Origin of the sequence: Streptomyces sp. KR80 (assembly GCF_052245555.1) — a bacterium.
Lineage (GTDB): Bacteria > Actinomycetota > Actinomycetes > Streptomycetales > Streptomycetaceae > Streptomyces.
Map to the genome: position 1 here is coordinate 29,133 of NZ_JBQQCD010000027.1, position 26,758 is coordinate 55,890.

Sequence of the window (26,758 nt, forward strand, 5' to 3'; positions counted from 1 at the left end):
GTTCGCCGAGGCACAAAACGGGCTTTCTACTAGCCCGTGCCGTAGCAGCGCTCTCGGAAATGTCCGGCTTCGCCCCGCGTCGAACGCCCCCGCTCCGGCTGTCGAACCCGTACATCGCCGGTGGCTGAGGTCCGCGAGCCCGGAGCCCATGGCATCCAGGCCGTGGGCTCCTTGCATTCTCAGGCGCCGTCTCCATGACCGCCGACGACGAAATGCGCCGCCGGCTTCAACTGCCCCGAAGACGGAGTGCGAGTGCTCCTACGGTGCCTAGTAAGTGAGCCAGGCCACGTGCCGCACGTCACCTCTTTACAAGATCCAAATGCTTCGGCCGCATTGCCACCGACCGCGGTTTCACGACCCGGCACCCACGAGCGGTCACTACCCCTACGCTGGCGCCCAGCAGTAGCTGCACGCCGTGTTCTGTACGCACCGCCGCCGGGGGCCTGGGACGTGGATCCCGCAGTCATCGGCGCTCGTCTCGCTTCGAGCGCCGTCGCACCGCTGATCAAGAAGCTGTTCGTCACCGACGGCCCGGGCGCCGGTCTGGTCGACAAGCCGGTGCGGATCTCCGGCCTCGTCTCCTTCAGGGGAGAGAAGCGCACGCTCACGGAGAAGGACTTATCCAAGCTGGCAGCCGATCTGGTCGAACGAGGCGTACAGGCCGCCGGCCCTCATGATCGCCTGCCGGAGAGCGAGCGCGAGGCAGTCGTCCAGGCCCTGGCCCGTACGCTCCACGGGCTCGGCGACCTCGACATGGACGACGTCCAGGCCGTACAGCTGGGCCCGCGAGACCTCTCCGCTCGCCTTCAGTCGTCCAACACCCGCGGAATAGCGGACCTGTCAGCGGACGCAACCTCTTTCCACCGCACCCTGGTCGACACCGCCTGCCTGCACATCCTGCACTTCTTCACCCAGCGATCGACGTTCGTGGCCCGCACGCTGGTGGACCAGAGCCGCGAGTTGACCGCGCTGACGGCCCGCGTCGACGAGCTCATCGCGCGTACGCGCCGGGCCGACGCCGACGACGCCGCCTTCGAGACGCGCTATCTCGGCTACATCGCGAAGAAGCACGGGCAAGTCACGATCTACGGAATCGACCTGGCCAACTCGCCCGAGCGGTGGCCGCTTGACGCGGCCTATCTGAGCCTGGAGGCGACGTTCGCCTCCGAGCCACCGCAGTGGGCACACGACGAGGTGGCCCGGTACGACACCACCACGCCCGTCGCATCCTGGGGCGCGCCCGTCCCCGCCGATCAAGCTCTGAGCGGGCACGACCGGGTACTGCTCCGCGGCGTCGCGGGTTCCGGGAAGACCACCCTCATCCAGTGGCTCGCCGTGACGACCGCCCAGCAGTCGTACGACGACCACCTCGCTCACCTCCGCAACCGAATCCCCTTCGTCCTTCCCCTGCGCACCCTGATCCGCGGCAGCACCGGCCTGCCCACACCCGACCGCTTCCTCGCGGCCGTGAACTGCCCGGTCGCGGGGGCTCAACCAAGGGGCTGGGCCGACCGAGTGCTCACCGCAGGCCGCGGGCTCCTCCTCGTCGACGGCATCGACGAGATTCCGGAGCGCGAACGGGAACGCACCCGCCACTGGCTGCGCGATCTGCTGGGCGCCTTCCCCGGCAATCTGTGGCTGGTCACCTCCCGCCCCTCCGCCGTGCGCGAGGAGTGGCTCGCCTCCGACGGCTTCACCGAGCTGACGCTCTCCCCCATGAGCCGCGACGACGTGGCTGCCTTCATCCGGCGCTGGCACGCGGCCGCCCGATTCGACACCGCCGATACGGACCGCCTCGACGGGTACGAGCAGTCGCTGCTGGAGGCCGTCCGGACCAAGCAGGACCTCGGCCGCCTTGCCACTAACCCCTTGATGTGCGGGCTGATCTGCGCCCTGCACCGCGATCGCCGCGGTTATCTCCCACACGGCCGCAAGGAACTGTACGACGCGGCGCTGTCCATGCTGCTCTCCCGCCGCGACCGGGAGCGCGACATGTGCGGTCCGGGCGGCATCGAGCTGAGCGAGGAACCTCAGATCCAGCTCCTCCAGCGGCTCGCGTACTGGCTCATCCGCAACGGCCGCACCGAACTGGACCGTGCCCATGCCGAGCGCATCATCGCCGAGGCGCTGCCGTACGTCCCCTCGGCCGGGTCCCAGGGGGACGCGGACCAGATCTTCCGGCATCTGCTGGTCCGCAGCGGCCTGCTCCGCGAACCCACCTCCGGCGCGGTGGACTTCGTCCACCGGACCTTCCAGGACTACCTCGGCGCCAAGGCTGCCGTGGAGAACTGGGACATCGGCCTGCTCGTCAACAACGCGGCCGACAGCCAGTGGGAGGACGTCATCCGCATGTCCGTCGCCCACGCCCGCCCGCGAGAACGGGCCGACATCCTCCGGGAGCTGGTCGCCCACGGCGACAGGACCGAGGACCGGGCCGTGCGCACGCGCGTCCGCCTTCTGGCCATGGCCTGCCTGGAGCACGCCACAGAGCTCGATCCGGCGGTCCGGAGAGCCGTCGAGGAGAGAGCGGCGAACCTCATTCCGCCTCGCAGTCCACAGGAAGCGCGCGCGCTCGCCGCGATCGGTCCGATCGTTCTGGAACTGCTGCCCGGCCCCGAGGGTCTACTCGAAGACGAAGCACTGAACGTGGTCAACGCGGCCTCTCAAGTCGGCACGGACGCGGCGATCCCCCTTCTGAAACGATTCCGGAATCACCCTTCGCTGGGCGTGCGATCCGAACTCGCCTGGACCTGGCACCGTTTCGAAACGGCGCGCTACGCGGACGAAGTCATCCGCCATCTCCCCGACGACGAGCTGTACTTCGTGGCCACGACGTCAGCAGAACTGCGAATCCTCAAGGAGTTGGGTGGGCGACCCCGCATGCACGTACGGGGAGCATTCAGCCCACAGCAACTCCTCGAGCACCTCGACCCGAATCTCACCCACCTCTGGATCTGGGACAATCCTCAGATTCACAGCCTCCGCTTCCTGAGAGGCTTCACCGAGCTGGAGTCGCTTGATCTCTACGGTTGCCGAGGCGTCTCGGATCTGTCGCCCTTGGCGCATCTTCCCCTCCGGGCATTGGCGACCGGCGAATTCTCTGACTCACTGTCGCCGCTGCCGACCGGCCTGTCGGTGCTTTCCGGGCTGCGGCATCTCCACCTCTACCACCGGCTGCCGAGAACAGGGCTGGGTGCTCTTCGCCTTGAGGCGCCACTGGAGTCACTGACCCTGGCTGACCCAGTGGGCGACGACATCTTCGGAGTAACCGCCTGGCCCACCCTCAAGCACCTCGGTCTTGTGAAGCTGACGGACCACCTGACACCTGCGCATTGGGAAGAAATCTCAGCCCTTCCTGCCTTGGAGAGCCTTGGAGTCGCGTGCCAGCGCGTGGGCTCCCCGATCGGCATTCCGCCGAGCGTTCACATGCCGACACTGCGCACGCTATTGGTCACCGCGCTGGATGCCGGCGATGACCTCACAGGGCTTCTGCAGACCATCGCGGTCGCCTTCCCTGACTTGCGCCACCTCGTCGTGAACGGCTCAGCGGACCGACTACCTGCGATCGACCTTTCGCCCTTGGCCGCACTGCCCAGACTCGATGAGGTTCATCTGGCCAACACGGCCCCGCCGAAGGGCACCAGCAGCCTCCCCGCGGCCACCATCCGCATCACCCCCCGCCCTCGGTCCTGAGACCACACGGCTTAGCCCTGAGTCGTTCCGGCCTCGGAGATCCGTGACCGACGGCTCCCAGCCAACCCTCGGCGGTCCGCGATCGTTTCCCGAGGGGCGATTTTCAGCCAGATGTGGCCCGTTAACACCGTGTCACGCACCCAGCGAGCGCGACCCAACCGCACGCGGACGAATGCGTACATACCACTCACATCGGCCGTGGCGCTCGTTACCGACACATCTCAAAGTCCGGACTTGACCGAAACATTTCCGCTCGGTGTCCGGATTGTTCGCTGGATCGATTGGGCTTGTTCATCGCTCATCAAACTCTGGCATGGGCACGTAATCTCCCCGCGGTGGCGAGGACTTGCCTCCCGCCTTCCTTCATGAGGAGCCCCCCATGCCCCAGTCCGTCCGGATATCCGCGCATCTCCGCAAGCGACTCATAGGCGCTGTCGCCTTGGCCGGATCTCTCGCTCTCAGCCCGTTCTCCGCGCCCGCCGGTGCCGCGTCCGCGGCGGCTCCCGCGCAGACCTCCGTGGAGAAGTGCGTCGAGGACTCCACGGCCCACGGCTCCGCCCATGCCCGCGTCGCCAACCCTCATGGCGATCACCACTCCGCCGATGAACCGAACGCCATCAGCCAGACCCAGGCCAAGGCCATGGACGCGGCTCTGCAGCGCAGACTCGAGAGACTCAAGAGCTCGGGGGACAGCAGAGTTTCGCCGTCCGCCATGGCCGCCACGACGACCATCCCGGTGTACTTCCACGTCATTCACAGCGGCACCACCGGCAAGCTCACCGCCACCGATATCGACAAGCAAATCGCCGTCCTCAACGCCGCGTTCGGCGGTCAGGGTGACGGCAACACTGCTTCCCCATACCAGTTCTCGCTCGCCGGCACGACCTACACGGACAACGCCGCCTGGTACAACGGGCTCGCCCCGGGATCAACCGCGGAGAAGGCCATGAAGAGCTCCCTGCGGCAGGGCGGAGCGGGAACGCTCAACATCTACACCGCGAGCCTCGGCCAGGACCTGCTCGGCTGGGCTACTTTCCCGAGCTCGTACAAGTCGAACCCGTCGGACGACGGTGTGGTCCTCCTCGACACCTCCCTGCCCGGCGGCTCGGCCCCCAACTACAACGAGGGCGACACCGGCACCCACGAAGTCGGCCACTGGATGGGGCTCTACCACACCTTCCAGGGCGGCTGCGGCGGCAAGGGCGACTACGTGGACGACACCCCCGCGGAGAAAAGCCCGGCGTACGAATGCCCCGTGGGCCGCGACACCTGCCGCTCAGCCGGTGTCGACCCGATCAAGAACTTCATGGACTACACGTATGACTCCTGCATGACCCAGTTCACCGCAGGCCAGGTCACCCGCATGAACCAGAACTGGGCGGCCTACCGGGCAGGCTGACCGCGTTCGACCCTCGCCCCAGGCCCCGTGCGTACTCCGCGACCGGATGCGCATGGGGCCTGGTGGTGCTTGTACACCAAATGCCCGGTATAGATGCGGATGCATGCTGCCGCGCTTAGCGTCACTCCCGGGTTGATTTTCCCCTTGGGAGCACCGCACTCGAGTTCACACCGAGCCCGCTCCCCTCGTAACGACAGGAGCATCTCGCATGCGTGTCTTCACCGCCGCCGCGGCAACGGCACTCGGTACCACGGCCATGCTGGCCTCGCTGGCCACCCCGGTCGGGGCCTCGACCACTTCTGCCACCCCGTTGGGGGGAGGCGGGGACAAACACCGCCAACACTCCGGGAGTGCGCGCCTCGACGGACGTCAGGAAGTGCCCCCCAACCGTTCCAAAGGCAGCGGCCACTTCCGGTACCGCATCAAGGGCCACACGCTCTGCTACAAACTCAGCGTCCGCAAGATCGCCAAGCCCATCGGCGCTCACATCCACGTCGGCCCACGCGGCGAGAACGGGCCGATCATCGTCACGCTGAAGACGCCGCCCAAGAACGGCAAGGTCCACGACTGCATCCGGGCGCGGCGTGACCAGAACCCCCGCAACGCCGCCACGGTCCTGACGAAGTGGGAGCTCGAGGGGATCAAGAAGGACGCCTTCTTCTTCTACGTCAACGTGCACACCGTGCGGTTCCCCGACGGAGAGATCCGCGGACAGCTCATGGCTCACCACAAGGCCTGGAAACTCGGCTAATCCCCCAAATGAAAGGGGTCTGGCCCGGAACCGCACGTACGGTTCCGGGCCAGACCCTTGGTTCTCCGACCGCTCAGTGAAGCGCGCTGAGGGTGATCACACGTCCTTGCTCAGGTTCGGGCCCGAGCCGCCGGCTGCCGACTCGATCGGCGGGACGTCCGGCAGTGCGGACTTCTCCTCGCCGCGGAAGGTGAACGTCTTCTCCTCACCCTCGCCCTCGGTGTCGACGACCACGATGTGACCGGGGCGCAGCTCGCCGAAGAGGATCTTCTCCGAGAGCAGGTCCTCGATCTCCCGCTGGATCGTCCGACGCAGCGGCCGGGCGCCCAGGATCGGGTCGTAGCCCTTCTTGGCGAGCAGCTGCTTGGCCTCGCCGCTGAGCTCGATGCCCATGTCGCGGTCCTTGAGCCGCTCGTCCACCTTGCCAAGCATCAGGTCGACGATCTGGATGATGTCGTCCTGCGACAGCTGGTGGAACACGACGGTGTCGTCGACACGGTTCAGGAACTCGGGCCGGAAGTGCTGCTTGAGCTCTTCGTTGACCTTGGCCTTCATCCGCTCATAGCCGGTCCGGACGTCGCCTCCTGCGGCGAAGCCCAGGCCGAAGCCCTTGGAGATGTCCCGGGTGCCGAGGTTGGTGGTCATGATGATGACCGTGTTCTTGAAGTCCACGACCCGGCCCTGGGAGTCGGTCAGGCGACCGTCCTCCAGGATCTGCAGCAGCGAGTTGAAGATGTCCGGGTGGGCCTTCTCGACCTCGTCGAAGAGGACCACGGAGAACGGCTTGCGGCGCACCTTCTCGGTGAGCTGGCCGCCCTCCTCGTAGCCGACGTAGCCGGGAGGCGAGCCGAAGAGCCGCGAGACAGTGTGCTTCTCGCTGAACTCCGACATGTCGAGCTGGATCAGCGCGTCCTCGTCACCGAAGAGGAACTCGGCGAGCGTCTTGGACAGCTCGGTCTTACCGACGCCGGACGGGCCGGCGAAGATGAACGAGCCACCCGGGCGCTTCGGGTCCTTCAGGCCGGCACGCGTACGGCGGATCGCCTGCGACAGGGCCTTGATGGCGTCCTTCTGGCCGATGACGCGCTTGTGGAGCTCGTCCTCCATGCGCAGCAGCCGGGAGGACTCCTCCTCGGTGAGCTTGAAGACCGGGATGCCGGTGGCCGTGGCCAGGACCTCGGCGATCAGCTCCTCGTCGACCTCGGCGACGACGTCCATGTCGCCGGCCTTCCACTCCTTCTCCCGCTTGGTCTTCGCCGCCAGCAGCTGCTTCTCCTTGTCACGGAGAGAAGCCGCCTTCTCGAAGTCCTGCGAGTCGATGGCCGACTCCTTGTCCCGGCGCACGCCCGCGATCTTCTCGTCGAACTCGCGCAGGTCCGGCGGAGCGGTCATCCGGCGGATACGCATCCGGGAGCCGGCCTCGTCGATCAGGTCGATCGCCTTGTCCGGCAGGAAGCGGTCGGAGATGTAGCGGTCGGCCAGGGTGGCGGCCGCCACGAGGGCCGAGTCCGTGATCGAGACGCGGTGGTGCGCCTCGTACCGGTCCCGCAGGCCCTTGAGGATCTCGATGGTGTGCGGCAGCGAGGGCTCCGCGACCTGGATCGGCTGGAAGCGCCGCTCCAGAGCCGCGTCCTTCTCCAGGTGCTTGCGGTACTCGTCGAGCGTCGTCGCACCGATGGTCTGCAGCTCACCGCGGGCCAGCATCGGCTTGAGGATGCTGGCGGCGTCGATCGCGCCTTCGGCGGCACCCGCACCCACCAGAGTGTGGAGCTCGTCGATGAACAGGATGATGTCGCCGCGGGTGCGGATCTCCTTGAGCACCTTCTTCAGGCGCTCCTCGAAGTCACCGCGGTAGCGGGAGCCCGCGACCAGGGCGCCCAGGTCCAGGGTGTAGAGGTGCTTGTCCTTCAGGGTCTCGGGCACCTCGCCCTTGACGATGGCCTGGGCCAGGCCCTCGACGACCGCCGTCTTGCCGACGCCGGGCTCGCCGATGAGGACCGGGTTGTTCTTGGTGCGGCGCGAGAGCACCTGCATGACCCGCTCGATCTCCTTCTCGCGCCCGATAACCGGGTCGAGCTTGGATTCGCGGGCGGCCTGAGTCAGGTTGCGGCCGAACTGGTCCAGGACGAGGGAGGTCGAGGGGGTGCCCTCGGCCGGGCCACCTGCCGTGGCGGCCTCCTTGCCCTGGTAGCCGGAGAGCAGCTGGATGACCTGCTGCCGCACCCGGTTCAGATCGGCGCCCAGCTTCACGAGGACCTGGGCGGCGACGCCCTCGCCCTCGCGGATCAGGCCGAGCAGGATGTGCTCCGTGCCGATGTAGTTGTGGCCGAGCTGAAGGGCCTCGCGGAGCGACAGCTCCAGGACCTTCTTGGCACGGGGAGTGAAGGGAATGTGCCCGGACGGGGCCTGCTGACCCTGCCCGATGATCTCCTCCACCTGCTGGCGGACCGCCTCGAGCGAAATCCCGAGGCTCTCCAGGGCCTTAGCGGCGACACCCTCACCCTCGTGGATCAGGCCCAGGAGGATGTGCTCGGTGCCGATGTAGTTGTGGTTGAGCATCCGGGCTTCTTCCTGAGCCAGGACGACAACCCGCCGCGCACGGTCGGTGAACCTCTCGAACATCGTTAATCGCTCCTCAGAGCGGTCAGAAAGATCGGGGACGATCCCCTCCCTGTCCTTCCGCATGCTAGTCCCGCAACAGGGGACAGCTCATTCCAACTGCCGACACCCGCCATGGGCCTCCTTGCCCCGAACGGCCGACAACAGCTCCAACCCGATGGTGCGAGACGATGTTCCCGCAGGCCAGGCGTACACCCTCGATACCACTACGCCGATGGCGAACGCCATCTGGGTCCGGGCCCGCGCGTCGCCCCTCCCCACTAGGGAAACACTTACCCGCAAGCACTGACACTCCATGCGGCGCGGGCCGGTTCCCTCAGCTACGGGCGAACACCCTTGCGCTCCCGTAACACTTCCGTGCGCCCCGGGCTCCTACCACTGTCCGTACCCTTGTGCCAACTGTGCGTAACTCTTAAGGGATTCGGCAGTTGCTCCGGTCATGGCTCTCGCCTTCCCGCGCCCCCGACCGCCGCTCGACCCGGACGCCGTACGGCGCTGGTACGAGCAGGACCTCGGCTGGCCCGTCACAGGTGGGGGAGGTGGCCCGGTGGAGCTCGTCACAGGCCTGCAGTTCGATGTCCTGGAGCTCCCTGCCGCGGCCGGCTTCGCCGTCTTGCGCCGAGGGGTACGCACCGGCCCGGTGGCCCTGGACGGTCGGCGGATGGGACTGCTGGTGTCCGCGGGCAGCGCTGAGCAGCTACCGGAGCTGCTCGACTGGCTGGAGTGGGGCGGAGTCGCCCTCGATCTGTTCGCGCTCGGGGCGGGCTGCCGGATGCCGGCCCCGCGACCCACAGGCACGCGGGAGGCCGCTGACGGCCGGACGCAGCCGGTGTGGCTGCGGCCTCCCGAGCCGGGGCGCGAGCTGGAGCCGACACTGCCCTCGGCATGCCTCGGGGGCGACAGGAACTGCGCCCCCGATCTCGTGCGGCTCGTGGGCGCGGCGGCGACGGAGTGCCACCGAGCCCGGCTGTTGCGTGCTGCGGGCGCTCAGCCCTTGGCCTTCTCGTACGCCTCGCGGATGTTCGCCGGAACGCGGCCGCGGTCGTTGACCTCGTAGCCGTTCTCCTTCGCCCACTTGCGGATCGCCGCGGTGTCCTGGCTGCCGCCGGCGGCCGCCCGCGCCTTGCCACGGCCGGCCGCGGCGCGACCGCCGGTACGACGACCGCTCTTCGTGTACGGCTCGAGCAGGCCACGGAGCTTGTCCGCATTGGAGGTGGTGAGGTCGATCTCGTAGGTCTTGCCGTCCAACGCGAACGTCACGGTCTCGTCCGCCTCGACACCGTCGAGGTCGTCGACAAGAAGGACCTGAACCTTCTGTGCCACCGGATTCCCTTTCATCGAAAAAGCAGTACGACGGAAAGGAAACCGCCTTTCTCGGAAAAACACAAACCCCCGGGTGAGGTTCCGGAGCTCGCCATCGCGGGAAACATGCGCGTTTCGGACATAGGGCTCTCTTGGACTGACGTGGATCACAGGTGCAGAAGCATCCGGCTGTTGCCAAGGGTGTTCGGCTTCACCCGTTCGAGACCCAGGAACTCGGCCACACCCTCGTCATAGGAACGCAGCAGCTCGCTGTAGACATCCCCGGCCACCGGGGTCTCCCCGATCTCCACGAAGCCGTGCTTCGCGAAGAAGTCGAGTTCAAAGGTCAGGCAGAAAATACGGCGGACCCCGAGCCAGCGCGCCGTCTGCAGCAGCTTGGCGAGCACCTGATGACCCACCCCGACGCCCTTAAGCTGCGGGTCCACGGCCAGCGTGCGCACCTCGGCGAGGTCTTCCCACATCACGTGCAGAGCACCGCAGCCGATGACTTCACCGTCCTCGTCCCGCTCGGCGACCCAGAACTCCTGGATGTCCTCGTAAAGGGTCACCATGGCTTTGTCGAGCAGGATGCCGTCTCGTACGTACACGTCGATGAGACGGCGTACGGCGGGCACATCGCTCGTCCTCGCCCGCCGGACAGTGACCTCTTTTGATACCGGAGACATGTGCGGACGCTATCGTCCCGGCTCTCCCCGGCTCTCATCGGGATCGTCGAGTTGTACGACGCGCATGGCGTCCCGGAGGGCTTCCCGCTGTTCCGCCGACATCATCCCGAAGAAGGCGACGAGAGCGGCGGCAAGGTTGTCACTGGTCTGCCAAGCCTCGTTCATGAGTGCGGCGGAGTACGCGGCACGAGTGGAGACCGCCTCATATCGATAGGCCCGGCCTTCCGCTTCCCGGCGTACCCACCCCTTCTGATGGAGGTTGTCCATTACCGTCATGACCGTCGTGTAGGCGATCGAGCGTTCCTGCTGAAGGTCTTCCAGGACTTCTCGTACGGTGACCGGGCGGTTCCACTGCCACACCCGCGTCATCACGGCGTCCTCGAGGTCACCCAATCGTCGAACCACATTGGAATAATAGTGGCAGTTGTCCTGAATGCCGGTTGCTTGAGTGCCACGAAAAGGGCGTACGACCGGGACGGATGTTCCCGGTCGTACACCCTGTGTGGGTCCGGAGCGCGGTCCGGGACGCCCGTGGCGCCTCCCGCACTGCCCGGTTGCTCAGGCCTGCGCGTCCCCGTCCGCCGCATGCCGCGGCTGTGACTCCGGTCGGCCCGCGGCTTCCATGCGGTTCAGCGCCGCGTCGACCGCCGCGTCTTCCTTCGCCTTGTTCGCACCGCCCTGACTCTTCACGATTGTGACGACCAGGGCGGTGAAGGCGACGGCCATCACCACCGGGGGCAGCAGCGCGGAGACGTAATCCATGCCCCCAGAGTAGCCAGTCAGACGGCGGCCATTTTCTCCGGGCTCTCCGGGCCTTTCGGCGTCGGTGGCGAGGGGCGACGGCGCGGCGGGAAGACCTCGGCCGGTGTCGGCACGTGGCGGCCGGGCTTCTCGGACGGCTCCGGTGGGCCGCGGTCCGGCTCGGGCTTGGGCTTCGGCTGCACCTTCGGTTTGGGCTTGGGCTCCGGGCTGGGCCCGGGCTTGCGTGGCTTGGGCTGGGGCTCCTCGTCGGCGCATCGGCCGCCGGGCAGGGCGACCAGCCGTACGGGATGGGGGCTCGCGGCGGCCGTACGCGCACGGTGCGCGAGCCGGTCGCGCAGCGCGCGCTCGGCGAGCACTTCGCATCGGTGGAGAAGGGCCCGCCGACGCTCGGCCTCGGCCTCGCCGAGGGGGGCGCCGCAGAGCGCGCGGAGCGCGGCGAGGTCGTCGGCGCACGGCACGTGACCGGCGTCGAGTGCCTCCGGGAGGCGCTCCAGAAAACCGACGGCGGCTCCGGGCAGAGCGGCGCGGTAGCGGGCGAGGTCGGCCAGCAGGAAGGCGCGCAGCCTCCCGCCTTCACGGGCCGCCTCGTCCACTGCCTCGGCGAGGCGGACCAGCTCTCGGACGTCACCCTCCCGGTCGGATCCGGGGGGGCTGGGGGCAGGCTGCAGGGCGATGGCAAGGGCGCGGCGCAGGACGCGCAGCTCATCGGCGCTGAACGCCATGGCGCCGCGGGAACCGTAGGGCGTGGGCATGGGGCCGACTTTAAGTGCTAAACGGACAAATTTCGCTTAGCGGGATCCATCCGGGGGTGTCGCCCTCGATCCCCGGCCCTCCGGCTGTGGGTGGCGCCTGGGTGCGCCGGACCGGCCGGGGGCATCCGCGACGCCCGGGGTGCGGCTGAGGTCCCGGAACCGGCCGCGGTCCCGTCCCGGCCGGGACGGGCCTCAGCCCCGGGAGACGTTGCGCTCGTAGACCATCCGCAGACCGATCAGCGTCAGCCACGGCTCGTGCTCGTCGATGACCGAGGACTCGCCGAGCACCATCGGTGCGAGACCCCCGGTGGCGATCACCGTCACCTCGTCCGGATCGTCGGCGAGTTCCCGCGCCATCCGCTCGACGACACCGTCGACCTGGCCCGCGAAGCCGTAGAGAATGCCGGACTGCATGGCCTCGACCGTGTTCTTGCCGATCACGCTGCGCGGACGGGCCAGTTCGACCTTGCGGAGCTGCGCGCCGCGCACGCCGAGGGCGTCGACGGAGATCTCGATGCCGGGTGCGATCACACCGCCGACGTACTCCCCGCGCACCGAGACCGCATCGAACGTCGTGGCCGTGCCGAAGTCGACCACGATGCACGGACCGCCGTAGAGCTCGACGGCCGCCAGGGCGTTGATGATCCGGTCGGCGCCGACCTCCTTCGGGTTGTCCATGAGGATCGGCACACCCGTCTTGACCCCCGGCTCGACCAGGACGGCCGGCACGTCGCCGTAGTAGCGGCGGGTCACCTCACGCAGTTCGTGCAGAACGGACGGGACGGTGGAGCAGATGGAGATGCCGTCGATGCCGTCGCCGAGCTCCTCACCGAGCAGCGGGTGCATGCCCATCAGGCCCTGCAGCAGCACCGCGAGCTCGTCGGCGGTGCGGCGGGCGTCGGTGGAGATCCGCCAGTGCTCGACGATCTCCTCACCGTCGAACAGGCCGAGGACGGTGTGGGTGTTGCCGACGTCGATCGTGAGCAGCATGGTCAGCCGTCCTCGCGGAGGTCGAGGCCGATGTCCAGGATCGGGGAGGAGTGGGTGAGCGCGCCGACGGCGAGGTAGTCGACGCCGGTCTCCGCATACGCCCGCGCGTTGTCGAGGGTGAGGCGGCCGGAGGACTCCAGACGGGCCCGGCCCGCGACCCGGGTGACCGCCTCCCGCGTCTGCTCGGGCGTGAAGTTGTCCAGCAGGATCAGGTCCGCGCCCTCGGCGAGCACCGGCTCGATCTGGTCGAGGCGGTCGACCTCGACCTCGATGGGTACATCGGGGAACTCCGCCCGTACGGCCTTGAAGGCGGCCGCTGCGCCGCCTGCCGCCACGACGTGGTTGTCCTTGATCAGCGCGGCGTCGGACAGCGACATCCGGTGATTGACGCCACCGCCGCAGCGCACCGCGTACTTCTCCAGCGCGCGCAGGCCAACCGTGGTCTTGCGGGTGTCGCGGACCGCGGCGCCCGTGCCCTCCAGAACGTCGGCCCACGCGCGCGTGGCCGTGGCGATGCCGGACAGCCGGCAGAGGAGGTTGAGGGCGCTGCGCTCGCCCGTGAGGAGGTCGCGGGTGCGGGTGCGGACCGAGAGCAGCCGCTGACCGGGGACGACCCGGTCGCCGTCCTCGACGTGCCGCTCCACCTCGAAGTCGTCGGTGCAGACGACGGAGAGGATCGCCTCGGCGATCCGCAGCCCCGCGACGACGCCGGCTTCGCGCGCGGTGAAGTCACCGGTGGCGACCGCGTCCTCAGGGATGGTCGCGACGGTCGTGACGTCCACGCCGTGGTCGAGGTCCTCCTCGATGGCCAGATGGGCGATGTCCTCGACCTGGACCGGGTCGAGACCGGCGGCCGCGAGCAGCCCGGCGAGATCCGGGTCGAGGCCGCACTCCATCGGGTCGAGGTCGTGCGCGATCTCCAGCGAGCCGCCGCCCCCGCAGCCGCACGCGTCGCCGCAGCCGCCCCCCGCACCCGGGAGGCCGGCCCCCGCGGCGGGTCCGCCGGTCTGGAGCAGAGGCAGGTCCACAGGCTGTGGACGGTCGTCGGCGGTGGTCACGATTACGACTCCCTAGCGGGGTTGATGGCGGATCGGTCTGACGGCATGGGGGGCTGGGGTCCCGCCGTCCGTGGGAGGGGTGGGGTCGGTGCCGCCGGGCCGGGGCCCGCCCGGGATGCCGCTGCCGGCGCCCAGGAAGGCGCGCACCGGCGGGAAGTCTGCCGTGTCCGTGGCGCTGATCACCAGCTCCGCGTCCGGCTGCAGCCGGGCCACGAGGTGGCGGCGCCAGCGTGCGTCGTCCCGCGCGGGGCGGTCCTCGCGCCAGTGGCAGCCGCGGGTCTCCTCGCGCTGACGGGCCATGGCGACCAGGACGCGGGAGACGAGCAGGAGGTTGCTGGCCTCCCAGGTCTCCACGCAGGGCTCGGCCGTCTTCTGGTCCCGGTCCAGGGCGGCGTCCGCCTCGGTGTGCAGGGCCTCCAGGGCCAGCGCCGCAGCCGCGAGGCTCTCGGCGCTGCGGAGGACGCCCGCGCCCCGGGTCATGATCCGCTGGATCGTGAAGCGGGCCTCGGGGGCGAGCAGGGGCGCGGCGCCCCCGTGACGAACGTATCCGTCGAGGCCCGGCTTCCCGGCTATGCCGACTGCCCCTGCAGCATCGGCATGCTGCCCGTCGCCCGCTGCCGCTCCGGAGGCGATGTCGGCCGCGATGCGCTCGGCGAAGACCAGGCCTTCGAGGAGGGAGTTCGACGCCAGCCGGTTCGCGCCGTGGACACCGGTGCAAGCGACCTCGCCGCAGGCGTACAGCCCCGGCACGGTCGTCCGGCCGGACAGATCGGTCCGTACACCGCCGGACGCGTAGTGCGCGGCGGGTGACACCGGGATCGGCTCGGTCACCGGGTCAATGCCGTTCGCGCGGCAGGCGGCGAGGATGGTGGGAAAGCGCGCGGCCCACATCTCGGCGCCGAAGTGGCGGGCGTCCAGGTACATGTGCTCGGCGCCCTGCTCCTGCATCCGCCGCATGATGCCTTTGGCGACGATGTCGCGCGGGGCGAGCTCGGCCAGCTCGTGCTGCCCCTGCATGAAGCGGACGCCGTCGGCGTCGACGAGATACGCGCCCTCGCCGCGCACCGCCTCGGACACCAACGGCTGCTGGCCTTCCGCGTCCGGTCCGAGGAAGAGGACCGTCGGATGGAACTGGACGAACTCGAGGTCGCTCACCTCGGCCCCGGCGCGCAGCGCGAGCGCGACGCCGTCGCCCGTGGAGACGGCGGGGTTGGTGGTCGCGGAGAAGATCTGCCCCATGCCCCCGGTGGCGAGGACGACGGCCGGTGCGTGCACGGCGCCCACGCCGTCGCGCTGCCCCTCGCCCATCACATGCAGGGTGACACCCGCGGCCCGGCCCTCGGCGTCGGTGAGCAGATCGAGGACGAGGGCGTTCTCGATGGTCTCGATGCCCACCTCACGTACCGCCTCGACCAGCGCGCGGGAGATCTCCGCGCCGGTCGCGTCCCCACCCGCGTGGGCGATGCGACGGCGGTGGTGGCCGCCCTCCCGGGTCAGCAGGATGTCGCCGCTGCCGGCGTCGGTGTCGAACTGCGCGCCGGTCTCGATCAAGCGCCGTACGGCGTCGGGCCCTTCGGTGACCAGGGTGCGCACGGCCGGCTCGTCGCAGAGCCCGGCGCCCGCGACCAGGGTGTCGTCGAGGTGCTGCTCGGGGGTGTCCCCCTCGCCGAGGGCGGCGGCGATGCCGCCCTGCGCCCAGCGGGTGGAGCCGTCGTCGAGCCGGGCCTTGGTCACCACCACGGTCTTCCGCCCGGCGGCGGCGCAGCGCAGCGCGACGGTGAGCCCGGCGACGCCGGATCCGACGACGACCACGTCGGCCTCGACGGCCCAGCCGGGCGCGGGAGCGTGCAGGGTGACCGCCTGCCGGTGAGCCACGCCGGTCTCCTGGGCTATGTGGGCGGCGGTCATCGGGCGGCTCCGAACTGCAGGCGTACGTTGTCGATCAGGCGCGTCGTACCGATCCTGGCCGCAGCGGCGAGGACGGCCTCGCCGCGGAAGTCCTCGGGGACGTCGGTGAAGTCGGCCGGGTCGACGAGCGCGAGGTAGTCGAGCACGACGGGGGGTTCCATCTGCGCCGCGTTGTCCAGGATCGCCCGGGCCGACCGGAGGACGGTACCGGGGCCCCGGTGCACCGCGGCCTGCCCGGTGATCAGGGCCCTGGAGAGCTCGAGCGCCGAGGCACGGTCCGCTTCCGACAGATAGCGGTTACGGCTGGAGAGCGCGAGGCCGTCCCCCTCACGGACGGTGGGGACACCGACGATCTCCACGGGGAAGTTCAGGTCCCGCACCATCCTGGTGATCAGGGCCAGTTGCTGCGCGTCCTTCTCCCCGTAGAAGGCCAGATCCGGGCCGGTGAGGTGGAGGAGCTTGGCGACGACGGTCAGCACCCCGTCGAAGTGGCCCGGGCGGAACTCTCCTTCGAGGCGCTCGCCCATCGGGCCCGCGCTGATCCGCACCTCGGGCTCGCCACCGGGGTAGACCTCCGCCGCGGAGGGCGCGAACACGGCGTCCGCGCCCGCCTTCTCCGCGACCACGACATCGGCGTCGAGTGTGCGCGGATAGCGGTCGAGGTCCTCACCCGCCCCGAACTGGAGCGGGTTGACGAAGACCGTGACCACGACCTGGCCCTCCGAGCCCACGCGCGCACGGGCCGCACGGATCAGGGCCGCGTGACCCTCGTGCAGGGCGCCCATCGTCATCACGACGGCCCGCTCGCCCACGCGCGGAAGTGCGTGCAGTTCGTCGGCGGTACGCGGCAGTTGGGCCGTCATCCATTCCCTCCGTCCGAGAGGACATCGAGCAGGTCCTCCGCCAGCTCCGGCTTCAGCAGCCCGTGCGCGAGCGCGCGGTCGGCGGTCGTCCGGGCCATGGCCAGGTATCCGGCGACGGCCTGCGGGGCGTGCGCGCGCAGCTCGGCGACATGGGCCGCGACGGTCCCCGCGTCGCCGCGCGCGACCGGGCCGGTGAGCGCCGCATCGCCGGACCGCAGGGCGTTGTCGAGCGCGGCGCCGAGCAGCGGGCCGAGCATCCGGTCCGGGGCCGCCACGCCCGCCGCGCGCAGCAGCTCCATGGCCTGCGCGACCAGCGTGACCAGGTGGTTCGCGCCGAGTGCCAGGGCCGCGTGATAGAGCGGGCGGGCCGCCTCCTCGATCCACTCGGGCTCACCGCCCATCTCGATGACCAGGGCCTCCGCGGCCAGCCGGAGCTCCTCGGGCGCGGTGACCCCGAACGAGCAGCCCGCCAGCCGCTGCACGTCAACGGCCGTGCCGGTGAAGGTCATGGCGGGATGCAGGGCGAGCGGCAGGGCACCGGCGCGGCGGGCCGGGTCGAGGACCTGGGTGCCGTAACGGCCGGAGGTGTGCACCATCAGCTGTCCGGGGCGTACGGCGCCGGTCTCCGCGAGCCCCTCGACCAGACCGGGCAGGACGTCGTCGGGCACGGTCAGCAGGACGAGCTCGGCGCTCTGCAGGACCTGGGTGGGGGACACGATCGGCACGTCGGGGAGCAGAGCCGCCGCCCGCCGGACGGAGACGTCGGACACCGCGGACACGGCGACCGGACGGTGCCCGGCGAGCTTCAGCGACGCGGCCAGGGCCGGGCCCACGCGACCTGCGCCGACGACGCCGACGGTGAGCCGTGCGGGGCGGTCCTTGGGCTCTGGGTGATGGGGTGCGTTCACGCGGGACGGCCTTCCGTTCCAGTCCGCGAGGGGTACCGGACGTGTCCCCGCCATGCTACGCGAGCGTTTCCGGGGTCCTTCCGTGCCGTCCACAGCTGTGAACGGCACGCCGCACGCGCCTCGAACGCGCGGACGTCAGGACGTGCCCGCGCCGCCCGCCCGTACCAGCCCCGTCTCGTACGCGAGCACCACCGCCTGCACCCGGTCCCGCAGGTCCAGCTTCGTGAGGATGCGCCCCACATGCGTCTTGACCGTGGCCTCGGACAGGACGAGCTTCGCCGCGATCTCACCGTTGGACAGTCCCTGCGCGACCAGCAGCAGCACCTCGCGCTCGCGCTCGGTCAGCCGCTTCAGCTCGGCCTGCGCCGGTTCGTTGCCCGCACTCGGCAGCATGGGGGAGAAGCGGTCCAGGAGCCGGCGCGTGGTACTCGGTGCGACGACCGCGTCGCCGCTGTGCACGGCCCGGATGGCGGCCAGCAGTTCGCCCGGCGGCACGTCCTTGAGCATGAAGCCGCTGGCTCCTGCCTTCAGCGCGGAGAAGGCGTACTCGTCGAGGTCGAAGGTGGTGAGGATCAGCACACGCGGAGCGCCTTCCTCCGCGCAGATCCGGCGGGTCGCCTCCACTCCGTCCATGCGAGGCATCCGGACGTCCATGAGCACGACATCGACGTCCGCGGCCCGCAGCGTCTCCAGGGCCTCCGCGCCGTCCCCGGCCTCCGCCACGACCTCCATGTCGGGCTGCGCCTGCAGCACCATCCGGAACCCGGTGCGCAGCAGCACCTGGTCGTCGACGAGCATCACGCGGATCGACATCTGCGGTGTTCCCTTTCGTAGGTGTGGGCGTGGGCGTACGGCGTCAGCCGACGGGTTTCAGCGGCAGCACAGCACTGACCCGGAAGCCGCCGCCCGGGCGCGGCCCCGCGTCCAGTCGGCCACCGACCATACCGACGCGCTCCCGCATGCCGATCAGGCCGTGTCCGAGGCCGTCGGCCCCGCCCTCCTCGTACAACTCCTGCCGAGCGCCGCGCCCGTCGTCCTCGACGAGCAGGTCCAGCTCGCCGTCGCCATAGGTGAGGCGGACCCGCGCTCCCACGTCGGGGCCACCGTGCTTACGGGTGTTGGTGAGCGCCTCCTGCACGATGCGGTACGCGGTCAGCTCGACGCCGCTGGGCAGCGGGCGAGGGGTGCCCTGGACCGCGAAGTCCACCGGCAGACCCGCCCCCCGCACCTGCTCGACGAGCTCGTCGAGCTGGCCGACGTCGGGCTGCGGCACGTAGTCGCTGTCCTCCCCGGACTCCCCGGTGCGCAGCACGCCGAGCAGCCGACGCATCTCGGCGAGTGCCTGGCGGCCGGTGCCGGAGATCGCCTCCAGTGCCCGCTTGGCCTGGTCGGGGGCGGCGTCGAGGACGTACGCGGCGCCGTCCGCCTGCACCACCATCACCGACACATTGTGCGCTACCACGTCGTGCAGCTCACGGGCTATCCGCGCCCGCTCGGCGGCGACCGCCATCTTCGCCTGCGCCTCCCGCTCCTTCTCCAGGCGGGCCGCGCGCTCCTCGAGCTGGGCGTAGTACGCGCGGCGGGTGCGCAGTGAGTCCCCGAGCACCCAGGCGAGGGCGAAGGGGACGGTCATGAAGACCGTGGCGACGACGCTCTGCCAGCCGGTCATGTAGTCGTCCGGCCAACGAGCGTTGGCAAGTGCGGGCGCGGCCAGACCGCCGACCAGACCGAGCCAGGACGCCCACCGGGCACCGTTCGCGGCGTTGGTGTAGACGATCACCAGCATCGCGAAGTCGGCCGGGTTCACCTCGACGTCCGCGATCAGCTGGACCACTCCCGCCGCGATCGCGAGCAGCAGCATCCTCTCCGGTACCCGGCGGCGCAGCGCGATCACGGTGCCGAGTGCGAGCGCGACGGGCACGGCGGTGAGCTGCTCCGCGTGGCCCATGGTGTCCGTGACGATCCACAGGCCGCTGAACCCGAGCAGGAGGACACCCCAGAAGGTGTCGACCGCTGTCGGGTGCCTGCGGAGGAAGTCATAGAGGCGCTGCACGTAACCCAGCGTAGGCATGTCGGGTAGGTGCGGGGGTCAACCGGAGGGGCGATCCCTGCCACGCTCGCGTACTCCGCAAGGTTGACGGGGACCGGGCCCTTACCGTGGGGGCGTGGTGAGCGATACGGGTCAGTGGCGCGGGTGGCGGGAGGCGGCGGAAGCAGCGCTGTACGGACCGGACGGCTTCTTCGTACGAGAGCGGCCCGCCGGGCACTTCCGCACCTCCGTGCACGCTTCACCGCTCTTCGCCGGCGCCGTCGCGGAGCTGCTGCGGCGGGTGGACGAGGCACTGGGGCACCCGGCCGAGCTGACGCTGGTCGACGTGGGCGCGGGGCGCGGGGAGCTGCTCGCGGGCGTGCTCGCCACACTGGCTCCAGGTCCGATCGCCGACCGGCTCCACCTCCGCGCCGTCGAACGCGCGGCCCGCCCCGACGGCCTCGACGAGCGCATCTCCTGGCTGCCCGACCTGCCGGAACCGGGATCCGTCAGCGGGCTGGTCTTCGCCAACGAATGGCTCGACAACATCCCCGTCGACGTGGCGGAGACGGACGCCGACGGCGCACCCCGGACGGTCCTGGTCGCACCGGACGGGGCGGAGCGGCTGGGCGGCCGGGTGACCGGCGCCGACGCGGACTGGATCGCCCGGTGGTGGCCGCTGGTGGACGAGCCGGGCCTGCGCGCGGAGATCGGCCACCCACGGGATGCGGCCTGGACCCGGGCCGTACGGTCCCTGGACCGCGGTCTCGCGGTCGCCGTCGACTACGCCCACGACCGCACGTCGCGCCCGCACTTCGGCACCCTGACCGCGTTCCGGGACGGCCGCGAGATCCTCCGGCCGGTCCCGGACGGGTCCTGTGACATCACGGCCCATGTCGCCCTGGACGCGTGCGCCAGCGCGGCCCGGGCCGCGCTGGCGTCGGCCTCCGCTCCCGCCCTGCTGCCTCAGCGAGAGGCGTTGCGCGCGCTGGGCCTCACAGGCAACAGACCACCCCTCGCGCTCGCCTCGACCGACCCCGGCGCGTACGTGCGGGCGCTTAGCTCCGCGGGGGAGGCTGCCGAACTCATCGACCCATCAGGCCTCGGTTCATTCACCTGGCTCCTCCAGCCGGTCGGCCTGTCGCTCGCTGCGACAGGCCTGTCGCCGAGGCCCCACTCGAGCTGACCCCGGCCTCCGGCCCGGGCTCGCTCCCACCCCACCCGTTTCTGTGGGTGCCCAAGCCGAGGCACCCGGGCTCTGGCCCTCAGCGGGCCACCGGACGCACAAGAGCGTCAGGTACGGAAGGCCCACCGGCGGGAGGGGACGGGGGCGCAGGGACGGGGGTTCCGGGAAGCTGCCGTGTATTTGTGGGCCCCAGGGCCCGTAAATATACGTTCCTGGAACCCCCATCCCGGAGGCCCCGGCCCCGGCACGTACAGCGCCACCCGCACCCGACGGAATCCCGGCCAACGCGGAGGCTGACGCGCGTCAGCGCGTCAGCCAGCGCTCCGGGAGCGCCTCGCGCCGCCCCGTTCGGGAGCGCTCAGCCTGAGACGCGACGATCTCGTCGGCGTCGCCAGCCGCACGCAGCCGAGCCGTGACCGTCTTGTTCGCCCCCGTGTCCACATGCACGTCCGCGAGCCCGAGACGGCGCCGCCACGGCCCGTCGCTGCGTCGCACGCTCTGCACCTTCGCGTGCGGAACCACGGCCACCGTCCGGGCGAGCAGCCCGCGCCCGGCGGCGAAGACCTCGCCGTCCGCCGCGAATCCGTGGCCCCGCCACCAGACCGGCACGCACCGGCCGGCCCGCGCCGGCGGCGGCTCCAGCGCCGCCACCACGGCCTGCAGGTCGACGCCCGGCAGGACCCGCCCGATGACCTGCTTCGCGACGGCCCGTTCGGCGACCGGCAGCAGGACGCCCTGAGCGGAGCCTGCGACGTCCAGCTCGACCCGGACCCAGCCGCGCCGCCGCCACAGCAGCGGCTCGACGATCCGTACGGTCTGCACCCGGCCCGGCGGCACCGTCTCGTGCTCGCGGTCGAGCAGGCCGTGATCGAGGCGCAGCCCGTCCGGGGACTCCCCGACCGTCCAGTCGTACTCGGAGATGAACCGGCCCCCGCTGGCCGCCCACACACCGCCCAGCAAGGGCAGCGCGGTCGCGAGCGCCGCCCACAGGCTGTCGCTCAGCAGCCACACCACCGGTGGGCCGAGGACCGCTGCGACCAGGGCGAGCCAGGTGCTCGTCATCAGCAGCAGCGACACAGCCAGGGTCTTCGGATCGACCCGGACGAGCCGCCGTACAGGGGCGTCCCCCACGCTCGCCGCCGCCTCCGGTGCGATGCCCGCGGCACGCGCCAGCAGCTCCGCACGCAGCGCCCGCGCCTCCTTCTCGCTCAGGTAGGCGAGCTCGTCCTTCTCGTCCGTGCCGATCACGTCGAGCTTGAGCTTGGCGACCCCGAGGAAGCGGGCCAGCAGGGGCTGTGTGACGTCCACCGCCTGCAACCGGTCGAGCCGGATGTGCGCGGTGCGCCGGAAGAGCAGGCCGGTGCGGATGCGCAGCTCGGTGTCGGTGACCGCGAAGCGGGTGAACCACCAGGACAGGAACCCGTACGCGCCCGCGGCCGGGATCAGGACGGCGAGACCCAGCAGTGCGAGCCCCACGGTCAGTTCGCTGAACCATTGCTGCGCCTGGTCGAGATCGTGCACCACGAAGCCCGCCGCGACCGCGATCGGCGCCCATGCGCGGCGCAGTGGGGTGACGGGGTGCAGCCGCCGCGGGGCCGCTTCCCGGGCCCCGCTCAGTGCCGCTTCACCCGGCTCCACGCTCTGCCCGCTCACCGGCCCACTCACCGGCCCGTTCACAGGCCTGCCGATCGGGCCTGGCCGAGTTCGGTGAGGCGTTCTCGCAGCCGCGCCGCCTCCTCGGGCAGCAGGCCGGGGATCCGTGCATCGCTCGCGGCCGCCGCCGTGTGCAGTTGCACGCTCGCGAGCCCGAAGCGCCGCTCCAGCGGCCCGGAGGTGACTTCGACGAGCTGCATCCGCCCGTACGGCACCACCGTCAGCTCGCGCCACAGCACGCCCCGGCTGAGCAGCAGGTCGTCGGCGCGCTCGGCGTATCGCCAGGACCGCCAGTTGCGTTCGAGCAGCACCCAGCCCCAGCCGGTCAGCGCCAGCAGCGGCACCGTCAGGACCAGTGCCCACCCCGGGCCCGCCAGCGGCCAGAGCACCGCCGCACCCGCCGCCGCGAGCGGCAGCAGCGTCCCGGCGAGCAGCAGGCGCCGCATCCTCAGCAGTCCCCCGGGTAGTCCCTTCCAGGCCGTACCCGCACCCGTACCAGCACCACCCGAATCCGTCCCCGCGTCCATCTCCGTGTCCATCTCCGCGCCCGCCCCCGTCCCCTTCCCCGACGCCATGTCCATGCCCCCAGCGTAGGCGGGCGGCGCAGCTGCGAGACTGTTCTCATGACGGAGACGACAGTCGGCATCGGCGGTGCGGCGGAGAGCACGGACATGGTGCTCAACATCGGGCCGCAGCACCCGTCCACGCACGGCGTGCTGCGGCTGCGGCTCGTCCTCGACGGCGAGCGGGTCCAGCAGGCCGAACCCGTGATCGGCTATATGCACCGGGGCGCGGAGAAGCTCTTCGAGGCGCGCGACTACCGGCAGATCATCATGCTCGCCAACCGCCACGACTGGCTGTCGGCCTTCTCCAACGAGCTGGGCGTCGTACTGGCCGTCGAGCGGATGCTCGGCATGGAGGTGCCGGAGCGCGCCGTCTGGACGCGGACGCTGCTCGCGGAGCTGAACCGGGTACTCAATCACCTGATGTTCCTCGGCTCGTACCCCCTCGAACTGGGCGGTATCACCCCGATCTTCTACTCGTTTCGGGAGCGCGAGGATCTGCAGCATGTGATGGAGGAGATCTCCGGTGGTCGGATGCACTACATGTTCAACCGGGTCGGCGGGCTGAAGGAGGACCTCCCGGCGGGGTGGCTCGGCCGGGTGCGCGCCGTGGTGGCCGAGGTCCGGTCGCGGATGGACGTGTACGACCGGCTGGTCCTCGGCAACGAGATCTTCCGGGGCCGGACGCGCGGCGTTGGCGTGCTGTCGCCGGAGGCGGTGCACGCGTTCGGCGTGAGCGGACCGATCGCCCGCGCCTCGGGTGTCGACTTCGACCTGCGCCGCGACGAGCCGTATCTCGCGTACGGGGAACTGCAGGATGTACTGGAGGTGGTCACCCGCTCCGAGGGCGACTGCCTGGCCCGCTTCGAGTGCCTGCTGGACCAGACGCACAACTCGCTGGACCTCGCGGACGCCTGCCTGGACCGGCTCCAGGAGCTGCCGCAGGGCCCGATCAACCAGCGGCTGCCGAAGGTGCTGAAGGCGCCGGAGGGGCACACGTACGCCTGGACCGAGAACCCGCTGGGTCTCAACGGCTACTACCTGGTCTCCAAGGGCGAGAAGACGCCGTACCGGCTGAAGCTGCGCTCGGCGTCCTACAACAACATCCAGGCGCTGACGGTGCTGCTGCCGGGGACGCTGGTCGCGGACATGGTCGCGATCCTCGGCTCGCTCTTCTTCGTCGTGGGCGACATCGACAAGTAACTCGCCACGTAGCTGCCGAGACGCAGCTCTGCGGCCGACTCAGGCGCGGAGCGCCGCGACGGACCGTACGCCGATACGGCCGCCCGGAGCGCGGCTCGTCATGAGGACCGGGCGCGCAGCTGCCGTACGTCGATCTGCTCGGTCTCGTCGTGCTCGGTGAGGTCGATGACCTCACCGGCACCGGCACCACCATGGGCGTCGTCGGCCGCGTCGACGGCATCGGCCGGGTGCACCTCTGCCTCGGCCTCGTCGGCCTCCGCTTCTGCTTCCGCCTGCTTTCCGGCGAGTTCTGCCTCGTGCTCGGCGAGGGCCTCGGCGCCGACCACATCGGCCAGGTCCTCGTCCGGCGCGGGTACGGCGTCGGCGTCGGGCTCCGGGCACTCACCGTCGGCGTCCGCGTCCACGCCCGCCGCCTGCGTACCGAAGAAGTCGAAGCCGCCTTCGGCGGAGGGGCGGCGCAGCGGCGTGTACGGCACGACGGCGGCGGCTACGGGCACCCGGCGGCGCCCCCGCATGTGCGGGATGTCGTGCGTGGCGGCCGTACGGGGCTCGGCGTCCTTCCCGGCGGCCGCCGGGCGCTTCCCCTCGTGTTCCTCCTCCGCCTGCTGCTTCTCGAGGCCGTGGCGGCGCGCAGCCTTGACCGCGTTCCGCCGGCTCCCCCGGCTCCTGCTGTCTGCTCCCTCACCGGACCGCTGGGAGTCGGACCCCTGCGCTTCCCCTGGGTCCACTCCGTCGGCCACCGCGCGGTGGCTGTGGGAGGTGTCCGACGGACCCCCCTCATCGGCAGGGGAGTTGCCGGCCTGCTGGCGGGCGGCGTTCCGCATCAGCTCGGTGAGCGCCTTGTCGGCCTTGGCGTACGCCTCCGGCGTGGGTGCGCCCTTGCCGTCGCGCAGGGCGTCCGCGGTCGGCGACTTCCCGGCAGGTGCGGCCTCCAGGGCGAGGAGTCGTCGGCCCTCGAGCGCGCTGGCCCGCTCCGTCTCGGCAGTGGCGTACCGGCGCAGCAGTTCGGCGTGCTCGTTGCGGAGCCGCGAGAGCTCGGTGCGCTTGGCGCGCAGCTTGGCCTCGAGGGCGGTGCGCAGTTCACGGGACTCGTCCAGGTCCATCTCGAGCTCGGCGATCCGCTCGTCGGCGCGCCACTCGTCCCGTAGCCGCGCGGTCTTGAGCTCGGCGACCCGCTTGCCCGCGGCTCGGTCCCAGGAACGCATCAGGACCGCGCCGGTGACGGCGGCCGCAGCAGCGGCCACCACCAGGACGCGGATCACCACGGGATCCTCCACCAGCAAGGCACCGGCGGCGCAGGCCGCTGACGCGCCGGCGACCGCAACGGGGGGAAGAATCCTGTGCAGGGGCGGCGAATGGCGGTGGCGTCCACGTGGCATGGCCAGAAACTTACCGTGCGTGCGGCGTGCGTGGGGACCCGGCCGACAATCTGTTTTCCCGCGGTTACTCGCCCATCAACCCCTTTGACTTCAGATACTCACCGGCGACGTCCACGGGCTTCTGGCGCTCCGCGTCGACCTTGCGGTTCAGCTCGATCAGGTCCTCGGTGGTGAGAACCTTGGTGAGCTTGTCCAGGGCCGCCTCGACGTCTGCGCCGCCCGCCTCCTTCGCGTTCACCACGGGCAGCACGTTGTCCGCGTTCTGCAGGCCCTTGTCGTCCTCGAGCAGGACCAGGCCGAAGTCCTCCAGCGTGGCGTCGGTCGTGGTGGTCAGCACGAGTTGGTCGGTGCCGTCCTTGACGGCCTGCTTGGCGGGCGTGGTGCCGACGCCCTTGGGGTCGACGGCGGTGATGTCGATGCCGTACGTCTTCTCGAGGCCGGGGCGGCAGAACGGCCGGATGTCGCACTCGTCCCCCGCTGCCAGCCTGATCTTCTGCTGTGACTTCCCCAGGTCGGAAAGGGTCTTGAGGTCGTGCTTCGCAGCGAACGCCTTGGTCACCGCGAAGGCGTTCTGATCGACGGCATCGCCGGCCGGGAGGACCTTCAGACCCTGCGGCTCCGCGAGCTTCTTCAAGGCCTCGACGGTCTTGGCCAGGTCGCTGGACGCGACGGGCTTCGCCTTCGGCCCGTTCCTCTTGCCGTTGAGGAACTCGGCGAGCGTCGCCGCGTATTCGGGTACGACGTCGATCTGGCCCTTCTCCAGCGCCGGTTCGTACAGCTCGCGGTTCTTCAGTGTCTTGATGCTGGTGCTGTATCCGGCGTCTGCGAGCAGCTGGGAGTAGAGCTGGGCCAGGAGCGCCGACTCGGTGAAGCCGGCCGAACCGATCACCAGTGAGCCCTTCTTGCCCCCGTCCCCGCTCCCGCCCGAGCCGGCTTCCTTGCTCTCCAGGCTTTCGCCGCCGCAGCCGCCCAGGGCCGCCGTCAGCGCCGCGACGGTCAGCGCCGCACCCGCCACCCGTGTCCCACGACTCGTACGCACGGTCCTGCTCATGAG

At 70.4% G+C, this 26,758-nt stretch carries 23 protein-coding genes; 6 read left to right on the forward strand and 17 right to left on the reverse strand.

The annotated features are described in order from the left end of the window. The first annotated feature begins 450 nt into the window (after positions 1-450). The 3 genes from ACTWQI_RS27080 (at position 451) to ACTWQI_RS27090 (ending at position 5,843) form a co-directional block, all read left to right on the forward strand. Positions 451-3,693 (forward strand): NACHT domain-containing protein, encoded by a 3,243-nt coding sequence (locus tag ACTWQI_RS27080; RefSeq protein ID WP_443274378.1) that lies wholly within the window; start codon positions 451-453, stop codon positions 3,691-3,693. Between the two features lie 379 nt (positions 3,694-4,072). Then, the gene (locus ACTWQI_RS27085; RefSeq protein ID WP_443274379.1) at positions 4,073-5,092 is read left to right on the forward strand and encodes a zinc metalloprotease; all 1,020 of its coding nucleotides are present in this window, start codon (positions 4,073-4,075) and stop codon (positions 5,090-5,092) included. A 208-nt stretch (positions 5,093-5,300) separates the two neighbouring features. Beyond that, complete coding sequence (locus tag ACTWQI_RS27090; RefSeq protein WP_443274380.1) at positions 5,301-5,843, forward strand: CHRD domain-containing protein; 543 nt, start codon at positions 5,301-5,303, stop codon at positions 5,841-5,843. A gap of 96 nt (positions 5,844-5,939) precedes the next feature. On the opposite strand, the gene ACTWQI_RS27095 is transcribed toward ACTWQI_RS27090, so the two are convergent. Further along, the gene (locus ACTWQI_RS27095; protein WP_443274381.1) at positions 5,940-8,465 is read right to left on the reverse strand and encodes an ATP-dependent Clp protease ATP-binding subunit; all 2,526 of its coding nucleotides are present in this window, start codon (positions 8,463-8,465) and stop codon (positions 5,940-5,942) included. Between the two features lie 436 nt (positions 8,466-8,901). On the opposite strand from ACTWQI_RS27095, the gene ACTWQI_RS27100 reads away from it, so the two are divergent. Then, positions 8,902-9,519, forward strand: coding sequence for an SCO3374 family protein (locus ACTWQI_RS27100; protein ID WP_443274382.1), 618 nt, complete (start codon positions 8,902-8,904; stop codon positions 9,517-9,519). On the opposite strand, the gene ACTWQI_RS27105 is transcribed toward ACTWQI_RS27100, so the two are convergent. The 12 genes from ACTWQI_RS27105 to ACTWQI_RS27160 all read right to left on the reverse strand — a co-directional run bounded on the left by ACTWQI_RS27105 (position 9,450) and on the right by ACTWQI_RS27160 (position 19,744). Then, entirely contained in the window at positions 9,450-9,785 is a 336-nt protein-coding gene (locus tag ACTWQI_RS27105; RefSeq protein WP_443274383.1) for a histone-like nucleoid-structuring protein Lsr2, read from the reverse strand. The genes ACTWQI_RS27100 and ACTWQI_RS27105 overlap by 70 nt on opposite strands. A gap of 146 nt (positions 9,786-9,931) precedes the next feature. Beyond that, positions 9,932-10,450, reverse strand: a complete 519-nt coding sequence (locus ACTWQI_RS27110) for an amino-acid N-acetyltransferase (protein WP_443274384.1) — start codon at positions 10,448-10,450, stop codon at positions 9,932-9,934. A gap of 9 nt (positions 10,451-10,459) precedes the next feature. Next, entirely contained in the window at positions 10,460-10,855 is a 396-nt protein-coding gene (locus ACTWQI_RS27115) for a BlaI/MecI/CopY family transcriptional regulator (protein WP_443274385.1), read from the reverse strand. A 153-nt stretch (positions 10,856-11,008) separates the two neighbouring features. Then, a complete protein-coding gene (locus ACTWQI_RS27120; RefSeq protein ID WP_443274386.1) occupies positions 11,009-11,212 on the reverse strand; it encodes a hypothetical protein in 204 nt (67 codons plus the stop codon). Between the two features lie 17 nt (positions 11,213-11,229). Next, positions 11,230-11,964, reverse strand: coding sequence for a hypothetical protein (locus tag ACTWQI_RS27125; protein ID WP_443274387.1), 735 nt, complete (start codon positions 11,962-11,964; stop codon positions 11,230-11,232). Between the two features lie 192 nt (positions 11,965-12,156). Continuing rightward, positions 12,157-12,954 (reverse strand): type III pantothenate kinase, encoded by a 798-nt coding sequence (locus ACTWQI_RS27130; protein ID WP_443274388.1) that lies wholly within the window; start codon positions 12,952-12,954, stop codon positions 12,157-12,159. 2 nt (positions 12,955-12,956) lie between these two features. Continuing rightward, the gene (gene nadC, locus ACTWQI_RS27135; protein WP_443274389.1) at positions 12,957-14,012 is read right to left on the reverse strand and encodes a carboxylating nicotinate-nucleotide diphosphorylase; all 1,056 of its coding nucleotides are present in this window, start codon (positions 14,010-14,012) and stop codon (positions 12,957-12,959) included. Between the two features lie 12 nt (positions 14,013-14,024). Then, entirely contained in the window at positions 14,025-15,920 is a 1,896-nt protein-coding gene (locus ACTWQI_RS27140) for an L-aspartate oxidase (protein WP_443274390.1), read from the reverse strand. Next, positions 15,917-16,783, reverse strand: coding sequence for a pantoate--beta-alanine ligase (gene panC, locus ACTWQI_RS27145; RefSeq protein ID WP_443274391.1), 867 nt, complete (start codon positions 16,781-16,783; stop codon positions 15,917-15,919). The genes ACTWQI_RS27140 and panC overlap by 4 nt, the downstream gene beginning before the upstream one ends. Next, positions 16,780-17,691 (reverse strand): Rossmann-like and DUF2520 domain-containing protein, encoded by a 912-nt coding sequence (locus tag ACTWQI_RS27150; RefSeq protein WP_443274392.1) that lies wholly within the window; start codon positions 17,689-17,691, stop codon positions 16,780-16,782. The genes panC and ACTWQI_RS27150 overlap by 4 nt, the downstream gene beginning before the upstream one ends. A 135-nt stretch (positions 17,692-17,826) precedes the next feature. Continuing rightward, positions 17,827-18,504: a response regulator gene (locus tag ACTWQI_RS27155; RefSeq protein WP_443274393.1), complete on the reverse strand. Its 678-nt coding sequence runs from the start codon at positions 18,502-18,504 to the stop codon at positions 17,827-17,829. Between the two features lie 43 nt (positions 18,505-18,547). Beyond that, positions 18,548-19,744: a sensor histidine kinase gene (locus ACTWQI_RS27160; RefSeq protein WP_443274394.1), complete on the reverse strand. Its 1,197-nt coding sequence runs from the start codon at positions 19,742-19,744 to the stop codon at positions 18,548-18,550. A 112-nt stretch (positions 19,745-19,856) separates the two neighbouring features. Here ACTWQI_RS27160 and ACTWQI_RS27165 point away from each other — a divergent pair, with 112 nt between their 5' ends. Further along, complete coding sequence (locus ACTWQI_RS27165; RefSeq protein WP_443274395.1) at positions 19,857-20,906, forward strand: SAM-dependent methyltransferase; 1,050 nt, start codon at positions 19,857-19,859, stop codon at positions 20,904-20,906. 303 nt (positions 20,907-21,209) lie between these two features. Here ACTWQI_RS27165 and ACTWQI_RS27170 read toward each other — a convergent pair whose 3' ends face one another. After that, entirely contained in the window at positions 21,210-22,559 is a 1,350-nt protein-coding gene (locus ACTWQI_RS27170; protein WP_443274396.1) for a PH domain-containing protein, read from the reverse strand. Between the two features lie 20 nt (positions 22,560-22,579). Further along, the gene (locus ACTWQI_RS27175; RefSeq protein WP_443274415.1) at positions 22,580-23,086 is read right to left on the reverse strand and encodes a PH domain-containing protein; all 507 of its coding nucleotides are present in this window, start codon (positions 23,084-23,086) and stop codon (positions 22,580-22,582) included. Positions 23,087-23,182: 96 nt separating this feature from the next. Between ACTWQI_RS27175 and ACTWQI_RS27180 the strand changes: the two genes are divergently transcribed. Next, positions 23,183-24,325, forward strand: coding sequence for an NADH-quinone oxidoreductase subunit D (locus tag ACTWQI_RS27180; protein ID WP_443274397.1), 1,143 nt, complete (start codon positions 23,183-23,185; stop codon positions 24,323-24,325). A 98-nt stretch (positions 24,326-24,423) separates the two neighbouring features. On the opposite strand, the gene ACTWQI_RS27185 is transcribed toward ACTWQI_RS27180, so the two are convergent. Continuing rightward, positions 24,424-25,590, reverse strand: a complete 1,167-nt coding sequence (locus ACTWQI_RS27185; RefSeq protein WP_443274398.1) for a hypothetical protein — start codon at positions 25,588-25,590, stop codon at positions 24,424-24,426. 178 nt (positions 25,591-25,768) lie between these two features. Continuing rightward, positions 25,769-26,755, reverse strand: a complete 987-nt coding sequence (locus ACTWQI_RS27190) for an ABC transporter substrate-binding protein (RefSeq protein ID WP_443274399.1) — start codon at positions 26,753-26,755, stop codon at positions 25,769-25,771. Positions 26,756-26,758 lie beyond the last annotated feature (3 nt).

Excerpts from the sequence above, each read along its gene's own strand:
- ACTWQI_RS27085 (WP_443274379.1), top strand. The coding sequence starts at position 4,073 with ATGCCCCAGTCCGTCCGGATATCCGCGCATCTCCGCAAGCGACTCATA.
- ACTWQI_RS27090 (WP_443274380.1), top strand. The coding sequence starts at position 5,301 with ATGCGTGTCTTCACCGCCGCCGCGGCAACGGCACTCGGTACCACGGCC.
- ACTWQI_RS27095 (WP_443274381.1), bottom strand. The coding sequence starts at position 8,465 with ATGTTCGAGAGGTTCACCGACCGTGCGCGGCGGGTTGTCGTCCTGGCT.
- ACTWQI_RS27100 (WP_443274382.1), top strand. The coding sequence starts at position 8,902 with ATGGCTCTCGCCTTCCCGCGCCCCCGACCGCCGCTCGACCCGGACGCC.
- ACTWQI_RS27110 (WP_443274384.1), bottom strand. The coding sequence starts at position 10,450 with ATGTCTCCGGTATCAAAAGAGGTCACTGTCCGGCGGGCGAGGACGAGC.
- ACTWQI_RS27120 (WP_443274386.1), bottom strand. The coding sequence starts at position 11,212 with ATGGATTACGTCTCCGCGCTGCTGCCCCCGGTGGTGATGGCCGTCGCC.
- ACTWQI_RS27125 (WP_443274387.1), bottom strand. The coding sequence starts at position 11,964 with ATGCCCACGCCCTACGGTTCCCGCGGCGCCATGGCGTTCAGCGCCGAT.
- ACTWQI_RS27130 (WP_443274388.1), bottom strand. The coding sequence starts at position 12,954 with ATGCTGCTCACGATCGACGTCGGCAACACCCACACCGTCCTCGGCCTG.
- ACTWQI_RS27140 (WP_443274390.1), bottom strand. The coding sequence starts at position 15,920 with ATGACCGCCGCCCACATAGCCCAGGAGACCGGCGTGGCTCACCGGCAG.
- panC (WP_443274391.1), bottom strand. The coding sequence starts at position 16,783 with ATGACGGCCCAACTGCCGCGTACCGCCGACGAACTGCACGCACTTCCG.
- ACTWQI_RS27155 (WP_443274393.1), bottom strand. The coding sequence starts at position 18,504 with ATGTCGATCCGCGTGATGCTCGTCGACGACCAGGTGCTGCTGCGCACC.
- ACTWQI_RS27175 (WP_443274415.1), bottom strand. The coding sequence starts at position 23,086 with ATGGACGCGGGGACGGATTCGGGTGGTGCTGGTACGGGTGCGGGTACG.
- ACTWQI_RS27180 (WP_443274397.1), top strand. The coding sequence starts at position 23,183 with ATGACGGAGACGACAGTCGGCATCGGCGGTGCGGCGGAGAGCACGGAC.
- ACTWQI_RS27190 (WP_443274399.1), bottom strand. The coding sequence starts at position 26,755 with ATGAGCAGGACCGTGCGTACGAGTCGTGGGACACGGGTGGCGGGTGCG.